The following is a 15,799-nucleotide window of genomic DNA, read 5'->3' as shown; positions in this document are numbered from 1 at the left end:
GCGGCTCCCCCGGGATATTTTCAGCCAGATGAAGCAGGGGATCCGCTTTTCATCTGGCCATAAATATCCCCGCCGGAGGCATCGCGCGTTCGCGCGATTTTCATCTGCGGCGAAATATCGGTTTCCCTGCCGTTTGCGCCCAGCTATATGAGCCGGGTTTGATAACTCAGCGCAAAAGGACCGGATATGGCCAACGTGGTTGTTGTCGGCGCCCAGTGGGGTGACGAAGGAAAAGGCAAGATCGTCGACTGGCTCAGCGAACGGGCGGACGTGATCGCGCGTTTTCAGGGCGGGCACAATGCCGGACATACGCTGGTGATTGATGGCGAAGTTTACAAGCTGCACGCTCTGCCGTCCGGTGTCGTGCGCGGCGGTAAGCTGAGCGTCATCGGCAACGGCGTGGTGTTGGACCCCTGGCATCTGGTCAAGGAAATCGCGACCATCCAGGCACAAGGTGTGGAAATCACCCCCGATACGCTGATGATTGCCGAGAACACCCCATTGATCCTGCCGATCCACGGCGAGTTGGATCGTGCGCGCGAACAGGCGGCCAGCAAGGGAACCAAGATCGGCACCACAGGTCGTGGGATTGGGCCGGCCTATGAAGACAAGGTCGGGCGCCGTTCCGTTCGCGTCGCGGATCTGGCGGATGAGGCCACGCTCGAGGCTCGGGTAGACCGTGCTTTGCAGCACCACGATCCGCTGCGCAAGGGTCTGGGAATCGAGCCGGTCGACCGCGACGCTCTGATCGCGCAATTGAAAGAGATCGCGCAAGAGATTCTGCCGTTTGCCGCGCCTGTGTGGAAAGTGCTGAACGAAAAACGCAAAGCGGGTAAACGCATCCTGTTCGAAGGGGCGCAGGGCGCTCTGCTGGACATCGATTTCGGCACCTATCCATTCGTGACCTCGTCCAACGTGATCGCAGGTCAGGCCGCGACCGGGGTGGGGATTGGACCGGGATCGATCGACTTTGTGCTGGGGATTGTCAAAGCCTACACCACCCGTGTCGGCGAGGGCCCATTCCCGACAGAACTTGAGGATGCGGATGGTCAGCGCCTTGGGGAACGCGGGCATGAGTTCGGAACAACGACAGGTCGCAAGCGCCGCTGTGGCTGGTTTGATGCGTGCCTGGTCCGTCAGACCTGCGCGACCAGTGGCGTGAACGGGATCTCTCTGACAAAACTGGACGTTCTGGATGGGTTCGAAACCCTGAAGATCTGCACAGGCTATGAACTGGACGGCGAGCGCCTCGATTATCTGCCGACTGCCGCAGAACAGCAGGCGCGCTGCACCCCGATCTACGAAGAAATGCCGGGCTGGAGCGAATCCACCGAAGGCGCGCGCAGCTGGGCCGAATTGCCTGCCAACGCAATCAAGTATGTGCGCCGCGTGGAAGAGCTGATCGAATGCCCTGTGGCCCTTTTGTCCACCAGCCCGGAGCGGGACGACACCATTCTGGTGACCGACCCGTTTGCAGATTGATGAACAAAGAGCAGAAAACAGGTCTGAGCTATAAGGCGCGCCGGCGTTGGTCGTTGGTAATTCTTGTGATCGGCCTGCCACTTTACATTGTGGCGGTGGTGACGGTTCTGAACTGGCTGGAGCGCCCCCCGATATGGGTGGAACTTCTGGTCTATATCGTTCTGGGCATTCTTTGGGCCCTGCCGTTCAAGTTCGTTTTTCGCGGCGTTGGCAAAGAGGACCCGGATCAATCCTGAGCCGGGCCATTGCTCGGACCAAGGGGACTGGTCGGGCCCGGCACAATGGGCAACGCTGAGTCTTGTTTAACAACGTGCGTTTGTCTCTGGGCGCGCCATAGCAAAAGGGCCGGGGTTCACCCGGCCCTTTTGCTATGGCGCGGCAGTCAGCCTACTGCGCGCTCATCATCAGGACGGAAGCCGATCAGGTCAGAGGCCGCAAAACGGCCGCCACCGGCTTTTTCGATTTTTCCATCGCGCAGCAGCTGTCCGAAGGAGCGCAGGCTTTCTTCGCGATTGAACTCATCCTGCTTCAAAGAACGGACTTTGTTCATCAGTTGCGGGCGCGAGAATTGTTGCTGTCCTTCGATGAAAGACAGGTAGGCTGCGGCCGCTTCAAGCAGGTCCTGGAGCGACTGTGCACCCTGATCCTGTGCGAATTGCGCAAAACCGCCTTCTTCCGACCCGGTTTCTTCCACTTGAGCGGTCACGCGACGCGGCATCACGGGGCCATTGGATTCGCTTTGATCGTCCACGCGCTGCTCAGCAACCAGCTTCAACGGAGCCGGAGCGTCTGCTTCCGGGCGTATGCTGGTCACGTTAACTTCGGGGCGGCGCGGGCTGACCGCTGACGCAAGATCAACGCGATACTCATCAACAGGCGAGGTTTTCGGGGCCGGTTGGTCATCACGGTCGGCCTCGGTCGCGGCAACGGCGGTGCGAAGGTGCGAATAGGTTTCTCGCGCGTCGCTGCTGGAGGGATCCTCCATATGTTCACCGGTTTTGGCCATCAGTCGCGAGATATCCTGATCAGGATCGGCGTCATCCGTCAGTTTTTGGCTTGAACGACCTGCCATGTCTTTTTCGATTTCGGAAATCTCGGACAGCAGCTGAATTTCGTCCTCTTCCGACAATACTCCTTGCGCCTGATCGTCTTGCGGCTCGTCATCTGCTTCATCTTCGGATTCGATCGCCACGTCTTCGACGTTGAGGATGTTTGGAACATCTTCTTCGTCGATTTCCTCGTCGGTATCCTCTTCAAGATCCGAAAACAGGGGCTCAGCAGGAAGCTGCGCGTCGTCCGTTGCGACCTCGATTTCTTCATCCCGCAGGTGGTCGGGGGTCAGCTGCACCTGCTGTTCGGAATTGTTCTCGATATTCGGCGCGGCGGATTCGAAGGCCTGGTGTTCAGATACTGCCGGCGCGTCGTCTTGTACCTCTTCGGCGTCAAGCGCTTGCAGATCCTCGATTTCTGCGGCCTCGGGCTGAGCAGGTTCAGCAAAGTCATCCGCATTGAGAGCACCTGCTTCGAACGCAGCGGCCACGGCGTCCACCGGGGGGGCGGTGTTGGCCAGCAGCGAAGATTCCTCGTCTTCGGAATAGGCAGTGGGGGGGACGTCCGAGTGGGAAACAACGGCCCGGATGCGTTGCAGTTTTGCGGCAATGCTGTCGGCCGGCGGAGATGTGGTGGCGTCGACGGCCTCCGCGTTCGTGAACGCGGTCTGCCCCGGGCTTGCTTGCGCATATCCGGGAGGGGGGGTGGTCATAGCATCTGCATTTTGCGCATGCGGGCCCGTTGCGTCAGAAGCGACCGGTGCCGGGGCTTCAGTATTTGGAGCGGCACGCAGCAGAAGCCCGGATTCGTTTTGGCTGGCTTCGACGCGTTGCGATGCGTCGCGGCGTGCGATACGGGTCAGCATTTCGGCGTCTGGTTGTGGAGGCTCTGAGCCGAAGTAACGATCATCTGCAGCAAGATCGCGGAAATATTCGGCAATGGCTTTCATCGTTTCAAAGGAATCGTCGAATCCTTCCAAAGTGCAGGAGAAGGTTCCATATGAAACGGTTAATACCTTGTTATTCTGTACCATCAGACGCACGTCCTTTACAAACTACGAGAGCCCACTTACCCGGAATCGGGAGCACACGAGGGCTCTGAACTTTATGCATGAACCTATCATTTTGTGGTCTTAATGTGTCCAAATCCGGGAAAAATGGCCAATCTTTGGAAAAATGAACCAATTGTACGCTCTGCCGATCCAATCGGGCTGTTTGGGGGTGGTTTTATTGGTTCCGAGGACCTGAATTTGGTGCTGAACCGCGTCACTTCTGTCGTTGCAGCTGATGGTGGAGCGGCAGTTCTGACAGAATCAGGCCGGATTCCGGATGCGGTCATCGGGGACTTCGATTCGCTGGACAAAGCAACGAAAGCCAATATCCCGTCTGACCGGCTTTTTGCCATTCGTGAACAGGACAGCACCGATTTCGACAAGGCCTTGCGTAATGTGCAGGCTCCACTGGTTTTGGGGGCCGGTTTTCTGGGCGGACGGCTTGATCATCAGCTTGCCGTTCTGAACGTGCTGGTCAAACGTCAGGAACAGGCCTGCATTCTGCTGGGTGCGCATGAGGTGGTGTTTCACGCGCCTCGCCAAATCCGGCTGCCGGTCTTGCCGGGGGATGTGGTGTCGCTGTTTCCAATGTGCCCTGTGACCGGGCGCAGCACCGGGCTGGAATGGCCCATCGACGGCCTGCGGTTGCAACCGGACGACCAGGTGGGCACCTCCAATCGCGCACTGTCGGATGTTGAATTGCAGATGGATGGGCCCGGCCTGTTGGTGATGGTTCCCCGCGCCGCACTCGATCCGCTTATGCAGGTGTTTCTGTCGGGGCAGAGCGAGCGGTGGCCCGTTCGCGAAGAATAACGTACAAACCGGCGGCGACCGTGATCATGATCCCAACCGCCGCCAGCCCGTCCGGCAGGTCGCTGAAGATGGCCCAGCCAATCAGGGTCGCCACAGGGATTTCCAGATATTGCATCGGGGCCAGCGTGGCCGAAGGTGCATAGCGCAGCGACCATGTCATCAGCAGATGTGCGACAGTTCCCAAAACTCCTATCGCGATCAGCAGCCAAAACATGTCGGGGGCGGGCAAGGCGGCTGACAGGTTCCAGATACCAAGCGATGTTCCGATCACAAGGACAGGAACCAGCCCCACAGTTGCCATGACACCAGACACCGCCTGCAAGGAAATCGGATCAGTTTCCTTGGCGATTTGCCGCGTGACCAGCATGAACAGGGCAAAGACCACGGCAACGATCAACGGCAGCAGGGCAGGTAAGCCCACCTCGGCAAAGCTGGGCTGTATGACCAGGAGTGTGCCGATGAAACCGACGATGCAGGCCACCAGGCGCCGCGCGCCGACCTCTTCGCCCAGAACGTATCTGCCCAGCAGCAACATGATGAACGGCATGACAAATGCAATGGCGATGGCATCAGCCAGGGGCAGGAACTGCAACGCACTGAACATCGCGGTTATGCCGATGATGTGCAACAGCGTGCGGATGACTGTCAGGCGCAGGATACGCCCGTGCATCCGCCAGGGCCGGCCTGTTATCATCACCAACGGGATAAGAATCAGCGCTTGCACCGCGAACCGGGCTGCAACCAGCAAACCCAACGGTGTCGTTTCGCCCAACAGCTTTGCCATCGCATCCCCCAAGGGTGCAAGCACGCAAAAACCGAGCATCAAAAAGATGCCAAAGACGGGACGATCCTGAGTCATGCGCGCGACGCTATCTGCTTCGCGGCGCAGTGGAAAGGTCGAATGTCAGGCCTCGGGCAGGGGTTGAACCTTTGTGTAATCCGGCCCGGTGCAGGTGGGCAGGTTGTCATCCAGATGCAGCCAGCTCAGCCTTTCTTCATGAGCCACGTGCAATGTGGGCTGCATTGCTTCGGGGTTCTCCAAAGTGGCGACGTATAGATGCAGCACATCCGACATTTTGGCCGAGCGGAACGAGATTGGCGTGCCGCAATCCGGGCAAAAGCTGCGCTCGACTCCGGGCGAAGAGTTGAAGCGTTTCGGCTCTTCCCCGATCCAGCGCCACTGACCGTCACGAACCGCGAAATAGGTTGTCATCGGCGCGGCGCATTGGCGTCGGCAGCTGTCGCAATGACAGGTGACGCACGACAGGGCAGGAGGGTCGATTTCGTACTTGATGCTGCCGCACAGGCAATGTCCACGCATTTCGACCCCCATTTGTTGCGATCTCAGCAGTTTGGCACGTTCACGGCCAATCCACCAAGCGAGGTTTCCTTGTATTTTTCGTGCATGTCATGGCCGGTCTGACGCATCGTCTCGATCACCGCATCCAGCGGCACGAAATGCTCTCCATCCCCGCGAAGGGACAAAGACGCGGCGGACACAGCCTTGATGGCCCCCAGCCCGTTGCGTTCGATACAGGGCACCTGAACCAGCCCGGCGACAGGATCGCAGGTCATGCCCAGATGATGCTCCAACGCGATCTCGGCGGCGTTTTCAACCTGTTCGGGCGTACCGCCCATCACGGCGCAGAGCCCCGCCGCGGCCATGGCTGATGCGCTGCCGACCTCGGCCTGGCACCCCGCTTCGGCCCCCGAGATGGACGCATTGTATTTGACCAGCCCGCCAATCGCGGCCGCGGTCAGAAGGAAATCTTCGATATGGCTCTCCGAGGCACCAGGAACGTGGTCCAGGTAATAGCGCAGCACCGCAGGAAGAACGCCCGCCGCCCCATTGGTCGGTGCCGTTACGACTTGCCCACCGGCGGCGTTTTCTTCGTTGACCGCCATGGCGTAGACACTCATCCAGTCGTTGATCGTGTGCGGCGCGGTCAGGTTCATGCCGCGTTCGGCCATCAGCGCGTCATAGATACCCTTTGCCCTGCGTCGCACTTTCAGCCCGCCGGGCAGAATGCCGTCGGTCGTCAAACCGCGTTCGATACAGGCATTCATGACGTCCCACAGACGGGCGCATCCTTTGGCGAAACTGTCGGCGCAGCCGCGCGCAATCTCATTGGCGCGCTTCATCTCGGCGATGGTTTTGCCGCTGGATTTGGCCATCTCCAGCATTTCAGCCGCGGACTTGAACGGGAACGGCACCGGTGCGCCCTCATCCGTTGCCTTGCCTTCGGCCAGTTCTTCTTCGGTCAGAACAAAACCGCCACCGATGGAATAGAACACCTGGCGCAGGATCACGTCCCCCTGCGCGTCCGTGGCCATCAGGATCATCCCGTTGGCGTGTCCCGGCAGGTTGGTGTCATAGTCGAAAATCAGGTCTGTTTTGGGATCGAACTGAAGCGTCGGCAGGCCGTCGGGGGTAACCGTGTGCGTCTTGGCAATATCCGCCAATGCGGCCTCGGCCTTGTTATTGTCGTAGGTGTCCGGAACGAAGCCGGCCAGGCCCAGTATGGTCGCCCGGTCGGTCGCATGGCCGACGCCGGTAAAGGCGAGCGAGCCATGCAACGAGCCCTTCAGACCCGCAAATTCAAAGGGTGAAGCACGCATCATATCCAGAAAGCGCGCCGCCGCCACCATGGGGCCCATGGTGTGCGAGGATGACGGGCCGATGCCCACTTTGAACATATCGAAGACAGAGAGGAACATGTCAGGTAGCTGAGCCTTCTAAGGGGTTGGCGTAAATAGGAGAGGTGTAGGGTGCGGGGCCCAGACCCTCGGCCGCGATGGCCGTGTGGATGGCGGGGCGTGTCTCGAGCTGTGCCAGGATGGTTTGCAGGGCCGGGGTGTCAGCCAGCGCATACCAACTGCGATCTGCCTCGGCCGGATACAAGGCCATCCAACGCATCATACAGGCGACATAATAGGTCAAAACCGACGGGCATTCCGCGCAGAACCAGGCTGGTGCGCGTTTTGCCAGCGCGTCCAGCAGTTGCAGGTGCTGCTTCAAACGGGGTCGGATGCCTGCACGCAGGGTATCAGCCTGTGGCGGGGTGATGTATTTCTCGGCATAGAACAGAATGCGCAGATCTGCGTGCAGCGTGTTGGACGCAAAGAACAGCCATTTCAAAAACTCGGCGCGTTCGGGGGCGTCTGCCGCCGGGGCCAGTTGCCCGTGGCGCTCGGACAGCCACAGCAGGATTGCTGCCGTTTCAAAGATCGGCCCTTGCGGAGTTTCAAGCACCGGGATCAGACCGTTGGGGTTCAATGCCCTGTACGCCGCGCTGTCCTGTTCGTTGCAACGCCGATCGACCAGCACAGTTTCATAAGTTGCCCCCATTTCTTCCAGCACCAGCCGGATCACCAGCGAGGCGTTGTCAGGGGCGTAGTGCAGGCGGTATCGGGTCAACATGCGGGCAATCTATATGACAAAGATGAGGGTGTAAGACATGATTGCGACGTTTCCGATAGGAAACGCGCAGTCTTCAGGCATCTTTACGCTTGCCGAACCGCAAATTGTGGTCGCAGTCGCGCGGCGCATTCCCTATAACTCCGGCAGGCCAAACTGGGAAAGCTGCCATGACCGGAGAACTGTCGCCCATCGACACCGCAAAATACGTGGCCGCATGTCGTGCCGCCGAGATGGTCGAGGACGGCATGCGCGTGGGTCTTGGAACGGGATCCACTGCGGCCTGGCTGGTCCGTCGTTTGGGCGAACGGGTGCAGGACGAAGGTCTGCGGATCAAGGGCGTTCCCACCTCCACCCGCACCGCGCAGCTGGCACGCGAAGTCGGGATCGAAGTCATTTCTCTGGATCAGGCCGGGTGGCTGGACATGACCATCGACGGCGCGGATGAATTCGACGCCGACCTGAACCTGATCAAGGGCGGTGGCGGTGCGCATTTGCAGGAAAAGATCGTTGCCACGGCCAGCGATCAGATGATCGTCATCGCAGATGCCGGGAAAGAGGTGGAAACGCTGGGTGCTTTCCCCTTGCCGGTCGAGGTTGTTCCATTTGGCTGGCAAACCACGCGAACACTGATCGAAGAAGCGCTGGACGCGATGGATGTACTTGGAACCTCGTCGGCGCTGCGTATGAATGGCGCGGCCCCGTTCGTGACGGATGAAGGCAATCACATTCTGGACCTGCACCTGCAACGCATCGGCAATCCCCGTCAGATGGCCCTGATCCTCAACCAGGTTCCCGGCGTGGTGGAAAACGGCCTGTTTATCGATATCTGTGACAAGGTCATCATCGGCCACGGCGACGGGCGGGTCGAACTGCGGGATATCAACGCGGGTACCCTGGAACTGGATCAGCTGCTGAGCGGATCCCGGGAAAACCTGTTTTCCGACCAAACGGACTGAGTTTTATGCAAGCCAATCGGACAAGCGTCGGCAAAAGATCGAAAATTCCACGCCCGGGGGTTGGCACCGGGGTTTTTGCGCCCAGATATCCAGAGGATTTTTGCAAGTTGAACGAAGGAACCCGGCATGAGCTTTGACTATGATCTTTTTGTGATCGGCGGAGGCTCGGGCGGGGTCCGGGCGGCACGCGTGGCGGCGGGTGAAGCCGGTGCAAAGGTCGCGCTGGCTGAAGAAGACCGCTATGGCGGCACCTGCGTGATCCGGGGCTGCGTGCCAAAGAAACTGATGGTCTTTGCCAGTGAATACTCGGGCATGATCGAAGATGCGCAAGCTTATGGTTGGGATGTTCAGCCCGGCGCGTTTGACTGGGACATGTTTCACGGCAAACTGGTTGCAGAACTGGACCGGTTGGAAGGGATTTATCGCAGCATCCTGAAAAACAACGGCGTTGAAAGCTTTGATCAGCGGGCGCGCCTGGTGGATGCGCACACGGTCGAGCTGGCCAATGGCACCCGCAAAACCGCCAAACACATCTTGATTGCAACAGGCGGTCGACCGGTGGTGCCGGATTTCCCGGGATCGGATCTTGCGATCACGTCGAATGAGATTTTCCATCTGGACAAGCTGCCCGAAAGCATTCTGATCGTCGGCGGTGGCTATATCGCTAGCGAATTTGCCGGGATCATGAACGGTCTGGGTGTCAAGACCACGCAATTCTATCGCGGTGCGCAGATCCTGCGTGGCTTTGATGAAGAAGCGCGTGGGCTGATCTGCGAAGAGATGCGCCAGAACAGCATCGATGTCCGTCTGGGCACCAATGTGTTGGAAATGACCAAAGATGGCGACCAGATCCGCGTCAAGGCGACGGACGGCACCGAGGATCGTTTCGATGTTGTCATGTACGCCACCGGCCGGGCACCGAATGCCGATAACCTCGGGCTGGAAGACCTGGGCGTTGAACGTGGGCGCAAGGGCGAGATCGTCGTGGATGAATACAGCCAGACCGCGGTTCCGTCGATCTATGCCATTGGCGATGTGACCGACCGGGTCAACCTGACACCCGTGGCCATTCGCGAGGGTATGGCTTTTGTGGAAACCGTCTTCAAAGGCAACCCGACCCCTGTGGATCACGCGCTGATCCCAACCGCCATTTTCACGCAACCGGAATTCGGCACAGTTGGCCTGAGCGAGGAAGAAGCCTCTGCCCAGGAACCGATCGATGTGTATGCCACTTCGTTCAAACCGATGCAGAAGGCGTTTGCCGGTGGCACGCAACGGGTTCTGATGAAACTGATCGTCAGCCAGGGCACCCGCAAGGTTCTGGGCTGCCATATTGTTGCCCCCGGAGCAGGAGAGATGATCCAGCTGGCCGGAATTGCCGTGAAGATGGGCGCGACAAAGGAAGATTTCGATCGCACGGTTGCAGTACATCCCGTTATGGCGGAAGAACTGGTGACAATGCGGCAACCTGTACGCTCCGCTTGATTTGCAAGCGCGCGCACACAAGTTACAAGTGTGCCCGTGATCACACGGGCCTAAACGAAGGAAATGATACATATGGCGGGCAACAGCGGTGGCCCCTGGGGGGGCGGAGGCTCTTCAGGAGGTGGAGGAAATCGGGGTAACAACGGGGACGGGCGACGCCCACCCGAAGGCGAAGGCCCGCAGATTCCCGAGATCGACGAGCTGATGAAAAAAGGCCAGGAGCAGCTGCGCGTCCTGATGGGCGGTCGCGGCGGCGGTGGCCGTGATGGCAGCGGTGGTCAGGGCGGTGGAGGCCCGGCCTTTACCAAAGGTACAGTTGCGATTGGTCTGGTGGCAGCTGCCGTTTTGTGGGGGCTGGCCAGCTTTTATACCGTAAAACCGGAAGAACAGTCAGTTGAGCTGTTTCTGGGTGAGTTTTCGGCCGTGGGCAATCCGGGTCTGAACTTCGCGCCATGGCCGTTTGTAACTGCCGAGGTGATTCCGGTCACCCGCGAACAGACAGAAGATATGGGCGGCGCCCGGGGCAGCGACGATGGCCTGATGCTGACCGGCGACGAAAACGTGGTCGATATCGACTATCAGGTCGTCTGGAATATCAACGACCCGGCCAAGTTCCTGTTCAATCTGCGTGATCCGCGTCAGACGATCCGCGCCGTGTCGGAATCGGCGATGCGCGAGATTATCGCGCAGAGCGAGCTGGCACCAATCCTGAACCGGGATCGCGGCATCATTGCTGAGCGCCTTCAGGAACTGATCCAGACGACGATGGACAGCTACGATTCGGGTGTGAACATCATCCGAGTGAACTTCGACAAGGCCGACCCGCCGCAGGACGTGATCGCCGCCTTCCGCGATGTTCAGGCCGCCGCGCAGGAGCGTGACCGGCTGCAAAACGTCGCCGACGCCTATGCCAATCGGGTTTTGGCCGAGGCGCGCGGTGAAGCTGCCCAGGTACTCGAAGAAGCCGAAGCCTACCGCGCACAACAGATCAACAGCGCCATGGGTGAGGCGAGCCGTTTCAGTGCGGTTCTGGAAGAATATTCCAAAGCGCCTGATGTGACCCGCAAACGTCTGTACCTGGAGCGGATGGAGCAGGTTCTGGGTGACGTGGACAAGATCATTTTGGATGAAAACTCGACAGGTTCGGGGCAGGGCGTCGTGCCTTACCTGCCGCTGAACGAACTGCGCCGCAATTCCGGACAGGAGAGCAACTGATGCGTAAAGCGACCTTTATTCTGCCGATCGTTTTCATCGCGATTGTTGGTGTACTGTCCTCGATCTTCATCGTGGATGAACGTGAGCGCGCGTTGGTTCTGCAGTTTGGCCGCGTTGTTGCGGTCAAGGAAGAGCCGGGTCTGGCGTTCAAGATCCCGCTGATTCAGGAAGTTGTCCGCTATGACGACCGGATCCTGTCCATCGACGTTCAGCCGTTGGAGGTTACGCCTCTGGATGATCGCCGACTGGTGGTTGATGCCTTCGCCCGCTATCGGATTTCTGATCTGGAACAGTTCCGTCAGGCCGTTGGTGTGGGTGGTATTCCGGTCGCCGAAGACCGTCTGGATCGTATCCTGCGCGCTGAAACCCGCGAAGTACTGGGTTCGGTGTCCTCGCGTGACATCCTCAGTTCAGACCGTGCCGCGCTGATGCTGCGCATCCGCAACAGCGCAATTGCCGAGGCACGTGCGCTGGGCGTCAACGTGATCGACGTGCGCCTGAAAGCGACCGACCTGCCGCAGGCGAACCTTGAGGCAACATTCGACCGGATGAAGGCTGAACGTGAACGTGAGGCGACCGACGAGCGCGCCCGCGGTAACGAAGCTGCACAACGTGTTCGCGCTCAGGCAGACCGTACCGTGGTCGAACTGGTTTCGGATGCCCGTCGTGAGGCGGAAATCATCCGCGGTGAAGCTGACGCCGAACGCAACGCGATCTTTGCCGAAGCGTATGGTGCAGACCCGGAGTTCTTCGAGTTCTACCGTTCGCTGACCGCGTATGAAAATGCGCTGCAAGGTGGTAATAGCTCATTGATCCTGAGCCCGGATTCCGAGTTTTTCAACTACCTCGCTTCGCCAACCGGACGGCGGGCACCGGCGGCTGCGGCGTCTGAATAATGGGTATGATCCTTCTGGCTTTCGGGCTGGTACTGATTGTCGAGGGGCTGGCCTATGCGCTGGCCCCTTCGCTTATAGAGCGGATGCTTGAAGCCTTGCGGGACATGCCAGAGCAAGCCCGGCGCCTGGTCGGATTGCTATGCGTGATCAGCGGTTTGGTCCTGCTTTGGGGCGCGCAACAATTGGGATTTTGACGCTGTGGTTTCACTTGCTGGTGATTTCGCTGCGATCCCGAGTTGCTCGTGGGGGCAAACTGACTACATTGGTTTGTAAGAAAGGCCGAGAACAAGCGGTCTTGGCGTGAATGTCGACAAGGAGAGCTCAAGTGCAGGCGAAAGCGCGCAGTGTATCCGTCCGGTGGGACGAAGTGAGTGTTTGGATGCGGCTGATGTGGCTGGCTTTTGCAGGTTCACTGCTGTTGCTGGCGCAATCGGTTGCGGCGCAGGCCAAAAGTGAAAGTTTGGCACCGCTGGCTGAGGAAATCAGCCCGGCAGTAGTGAACATTACCACCAGCACTTTGATCGAAGGCCAAACTGGACCGCAAGGTATTGTTCCTGAAGGCTCTCCGTTCGAGGATTTCTTTCGCGAGTTTCAGGATCGCAACGGTGACAACGGTGACAACGCGCCGCGCAGAAGCAACGCGCTGGGATCTGGTTTCGTGATCTCGGAAGATGGCTTTATCGTCACAAACAACCATGTGATCGCCGAAGCCGATGAGATACTTGTGGAATTCTTCCCCGGCGATGGGCAACCCAAGAAAGAGCTGGTGGCCAAGGTTATCGGAACGGATGAGAAAACCGATATCGCGCTGCTCAAGGTCGAGGCTTCGGGCCCACTGAAATACGTGAAATTCGGCGACAGCGACGTAGCGCGTGTGGGTGACTGGGTTATCGCCATGGGCAACCCGCTTGGGCAAGGCTTTTCGGTATCGGCAGGGATCGTTTCTGCACGCAACCGAGCGCTGAGCGGAACCTATGACGATTACATTCAAACGGACGCGGCGATCAACCGGGGCAACTCGGGCGGGCCGCTGTTCAACATGGACGGCGAAGTGATCGGAGTGAACACCGCAATCCTTTCGCCCAACGGCGGTTCAATCGGCATTGGTTTCTCGATGGCGTCGAATGTTGTCGTGAAGGTCGTGGATCAACTGCGCAAATATGGCGAGACCCGCCGCGGGTGGTTGGGCGTCCGCATTCAGGACGTAACTGAGGACATGGCCGAGGCCATGGGCCTGGAAAAGCCGGGTGGGGCGCTGATCAGCGATGTACCGGACGGCCCCGCCAAGGAAGCTGGGTTGAAGGCGGGTGACGTGATCCTCAGCTTTGATGGAGTCGAGGTGGAAGACACCCGAGGTCTGGTGCGTCAGGTCGGTGAAGCAGAAGTTGGCAAGTCGGTCAGAGTGGTCGTGCACCGCGACGGCGGAACCCAGACCGTACTTGTGACACTGGGGCGTCGGGAAGATGCGGAACGCGCTGACACTGGCGAGGAGGAACCGCAGGATGCTCCGATTGAAGAGAACGCGGATATTCTGGGCCTGACGATTTCCCCCCTGACCGATACGCTGCGTGCAGATTTGGGTCTGGATGGTGATGCAGACGGCCTTGTGATTACAGATGTCGATGAAGCATCTGAGGCGTATGCCAAGGGAATGCGGGCAGGTGATCTTATCACCGAAGCAGGCCAGCAAAAGGTGGAAACCATCGGAGATCTTGAAGCCCGTATGGAAGAATCGCGCGAAGCTGGTCGCAAATCTCTGCTGCTGTTGGTGCGCAGGGGCGGCGATCCGCGTTTTGTTGCGCTGAGCCTCGAGAACTGATTGAACAGGCCGGGAAACCCTCCCGGCCTTTTTTTATTGCGGGCCAGACCCGGTATCACCGCCACGCAAAAAAATGAGCCATACGCAGTGATTGCGTATGGCTCAGATACAGGGAGAGGTCAGTGGACAGATATCGGGGATGATTCTCTGACCTCCTACGGTAACAATCTCACGTTAGGTCAAAGCGTAATCGATGGTCTGTGAACCAGATCACACCGGATCAAATAAGATCTGAATCAGCCAATTCTCGAAGGGCTTCAAAATCCTGGATCAGCAAACCGCCACGAGAGGCTTCGACCATGTTGTCGCGTTTCCAGATCGAGATGGTTTTGGATACTGCCTCGCGTGTGGCACCGACAAATTCGGCCAGTTCGCTCTGCGACAGGGTGATGCGCGCGGCCGGGTCGTCCTGTAAACTGGACAGGTGCAGCAGCTTGCGAGCCAGCCGAATAGGCATGGGCAGAAAGACCTGCTCGTTCAATTGCAATCCCATCCATCGCATCCGCAATCCGGCCAGACGGATCATATCCACGGCCAGATCAGGCTGTTGCCTGATCTGGTTCATAACGTCGTTGCGGCGCACACGCAGTACACGCGACTTTTCGGCCGCCGCAATGGTGGCCGTACGCGGACCATTGTCGAACAACGCGATTTCACCGAAGACTTCGCCGGGGCGCATCAAGGTAAGTGTCAGTTTGCGGCCGCTCATTGCCAGAAAGGAAACCTCTAACGTGCCTTCCAAAATGGCATAGAGAGAGTCGCCCTCGTCACCTTGTTCAAAAAGTATTTCACCTTGGGACAGAGATATTTCGGTCGCCTGCGCCGAAAGCATTTCTCTGAGCCCGTCGGAAGCTTCGGCAAGGAAGCCGCTGGTGGGAAAGGCCGTCATGTATGCACCGATCTTGGGCAGGGTATGAGAGTGGGTGGTGGCACAACTTCCCATAGCTGGGCGCTCAAGCCAAGAATTTTGTTTGTTTTGGCAGGTCTGGCGGGTGTAAAGGCCGCTATTTCTGCTCGGGATCGTCCATATAGCGTTGCAGAATGCTGAACTGAAGCATCAGGAAGGCCATCAGCGCGATGGGAAAGCCGAAAGTCTCGATCTTGACCCACAGATCCGTCGACATGGTGCGCCAGACGAATTCGTTTGCGGCGGCCAGAACGGCGAAACAAGCACACAGACGGCGCGTGAGTATCATCCAGCCTTCGTGTTTCATCGGCAGCATTTCGTCCAGAACATAGGCCAGGTAGGATTTCTTTTGCATCAGACCGATGCCGAGGATCAGGGCAAACAGACCATAGACAAGTGTGGTTTTCATCTTGAAGAACCGCTCGTCGTTGAACCAGGCTGTGAGACCGCCGAAGAAAATCACCATGATGGCCGTGAAGATCTGCATCCGGCTGAGTTTGCCAGTCAAATACCATAGGATACCCATTGCCCCCAGCATCAGGGGGACAAAGATAATCGTGGCGATAATGAAGCCGGAATACTCGATGCCGCCGATCAGAAAGCTGTCGTCGCGCAGGCGCAGGTAGATGAAGAAGAAGGCCAGCGGGGGGCCAAGTTCCAGAACCTGTTTCAGAAACGGGTTGATGTCTTTTTTGCCTGTCATC

16 protein-coding genes are annotated in these 15,799 nt (G+C 58.6%); 9 read left to right on the top strand and 7 right to left on the bottom strand.

The window, feature by feature from the left end:
• The first annotated feature begins 186 nt into the window (after positions 1-186).
• Positions 187-1,482, top strand: a complete 1,296-nt coding sequence (locus tag GOW04_RS06305) for an adenylosuccinate synthase (RefSeq protein ID WP_171119553.1) — start codon at positions 187-189, stop codon at positions 1,480-1,482.
• Positions 1,482-1,718 carry a DUF2842 domain-containing protein gene (locus GOW04_RS06300; RefSeq protein ID WP_171228487.1) on the top strand — a complete coding sequence of 79 codons (237 nt, stop codon included), beginning with the start codon at positions 1,482-1,484 and terminating at the stop codon, positions 1,716-1,718. Before GOW04_RS06305 ends, GOW04_RS06300 begins: the two co-directional genes overlap by 1 nt.
• Before the next feature lie 146 nt (positions 1,719-1,864).
• On the opposite strand, the gene GOW04_RS06295 is transcribed toward GOW04_RS06300, so the two are convergent.
• The gene (locus GOW04_RS06295; protein ID WP_254430064.1) at positions 1,865-3,481 is read right to left on the bottom strand and encodes a hypothetical protein; all 1,617 of its coding nucleotides are present in this window, start codon (positions 3,479-3,481) and stop codon (positions 1,865-1,867) included.
• 207 nt (positions 3,482-3,688) lie between these two features.
• Here GOW04_RS06295 and GOW04_RS06290 point away from each other — a divergent pair, with 207 nt between their 5' ends.
• Positions 3,689-4,396 (top strand): thiamine diphosphokinase, encoded by a 708-nt coding sequence (locus GOW04_RS06290; RefSeq protein WP_171231883.1) that lies wholly within the window; start codon positions 3,689-3,691, stop codon positions 4,394-4,396.
• Here GOW04_RS06290 and GOW04_RS06285 read toward each other — a convergent pair.
• From GOW04_RS06285 to GOW04_RS06270, 4 genes are read right to left on the bottom strand one after another with little or no spacing between them, the layout of a single operon-like run.
• Positions 4,341-5,255 (bottom strand): DMT family transporter, encoded by a 915-nt coding sequence (locus tag GOW04_RS06285; protein WP_171231882.1) that lies wholly within the window; start codon positions 5,253-5,255, stop codon positions 4,341-4,343. The genes GOW04_RS06290 and GOW04_RS06285 overlap by 56 nt on opposite strands.
• 45 nt (positions 5,256-5,300) lie before the next feature.
• Entirely contained in the window at positions 5,301-5,717 is a 417-nt protein-coding gene (locus tag GOW04_RS06280; protein WP_171231881.1) for a GFA family protein, read from the bottom strand.
• Between the two features lie 23 nt (positions 5,718-5,740).
• Entirely contained in the window at positions 5,741-7,114 is a 1,374-nt protein-coding gene (locus tag GOW04_RS06275) for an L-serine ammonia-lyase (protein ID WP_171231880.1), read from the bottom strand.
• 1 nt (position 7,115) lies between these two features.
• Positions 7,116-7,817: a glutathione S-transferase family protein gene (locus GOW04_RS06270; protein WP_171231879.1), complete on the bottom strand. Its 702-nt coding sequence runs from the start codon at positions 7,815-7,817 to the stop codon at positions 7,116-7,118.
• 167 nt (positions 7,818-7,984) lie between these two features.
• Between GOW04_RS06270 and rpiA the strand changes: the two genes are divergently transcribed.
• From rpiA to GOW04_RS06240, 6 genes are all read left to right on the top strand, one after another.
• Positions 7,985-8,773, top strand: a complete 789-nt coding sequence (gene rpiA / locus GOW04_RS06265; RefSeq protein ID WP_171231878.1) for a ribose-5-phosphate isomerase RpiA — start codon at positions 7,985-7,987, stop codon at positions 8,771-8,773.
• A gap of 126 nt (positions 8,774-8,899) precedes the next feature.
• Positions 8,900-10,258 carry a glutathione-disulfide reductase gene (gene gor / locus GOW04_RS06260; RefSeq protein WP_171231877.1) on the top strand — a complete coding sequence of 453 codons (1,359 nt, stop codon included), beginning with the start codon at positions 8,900-8,902 and terminating at the stop codon, positions 10,256-10,258.
• 72 nt (positions 10,259-10,330) lie between these two features.
• A complete protein-coding gene (gene hflK, locus GOW04_RS06255) occupies positions 10,331-11,473 on the top strand; it encodes an FtsH protease activity modulator HflK (RefSeq protein ID WP_171231876.1) in 1,143 nt (380 codons plus the stop codon).
• Positions 11,473-12,369, top strand: a complete 897-nt coding sequence (hflC, locus tag GOW04_RS06250) for a protease modulator HflC (protein WP_152457590.1) — start codon at positions 11,473-11,475, stop codon at positions 12,367-12,369. The genes hflK and hflC overlap by 1 nt, the downstream gene beginning before the upstream one ends.
• Positions 12,369-12,563, top strand: a complete 195-nt coding sequence (locus GOW04_RS06245; protein ID WP_152457591.1) for a DUF2065 domain-containing protein — start codon at positions 12,369-12,371, stop codon at positions 12,561-12,563. Before hflC ends, GOW04_RS06245 begins: the two co-directional genes overlap by 1 nt.
• A 110-nt stretch (positions 12,564-12,673) precedes the next feature.
• A complete protein-coding gene (locus GOW04_RS06240; RefSeq protein ID WP_171231875.1) occupies positions 12,674-14,188 on the top strand; it encodes a Do family serine endopeptidase in 1,515 nt (504 codons plus the stop codon).
• A 220-nt stretch (positions 14,189-14,408) separates the two neighbouring features.
• On the opposite strand, the gene GOW04_RS06235 is transcribed toward GOW04_RS06240, so the two are convergent.
• Together GOW04_RS06235 and GOW04_RS06230 are read right to left on the bottom strand one after the other, a co-directional pair.
• Positions 14,409-15,077 (bottom strand): Crp/Fnr family transcriptional regulator, encoded by a 669-nt coding sequence (locus GOW04_RS06235; protein ID WP_171170683.1) that lies wholly within the window; start codon positions 15,075-15,077, stop codon positions 14,409-14,411.
• 115 nt (positions 15,078-15,192) lie between these two features.
• Positions 15,193-15,798 carry an inner membrane-spanning protein YciB gene (locus GOW04_RS06230; RefSeq protein WP_152457594.1) on the bottom strand — a complete coding sequence of 202 codons (606 nt, stop codon included), beginning with the start codon at positions 15,796-15,798 and terminating at the stop codon, positions 15,193-15,195.
• Position 15,799: the final 1 nt, after the last annotated feature.

The organism is Ruegeria sp. HKCCA4812, from assembly GCF_013034245.1.
In the GTDB taxonomy this organism is placed as follows: Bacteria; Pseudomonadota; Alphaproteobacteria; order Rhodobacterales; family Rhodobacteraceae; genus Ruegeria.
The sequence above is the reverse complement of the archived record's forward strand: the minus strand, read 5'-3'. Positions and strand labels throughout refer to the sequence as shown.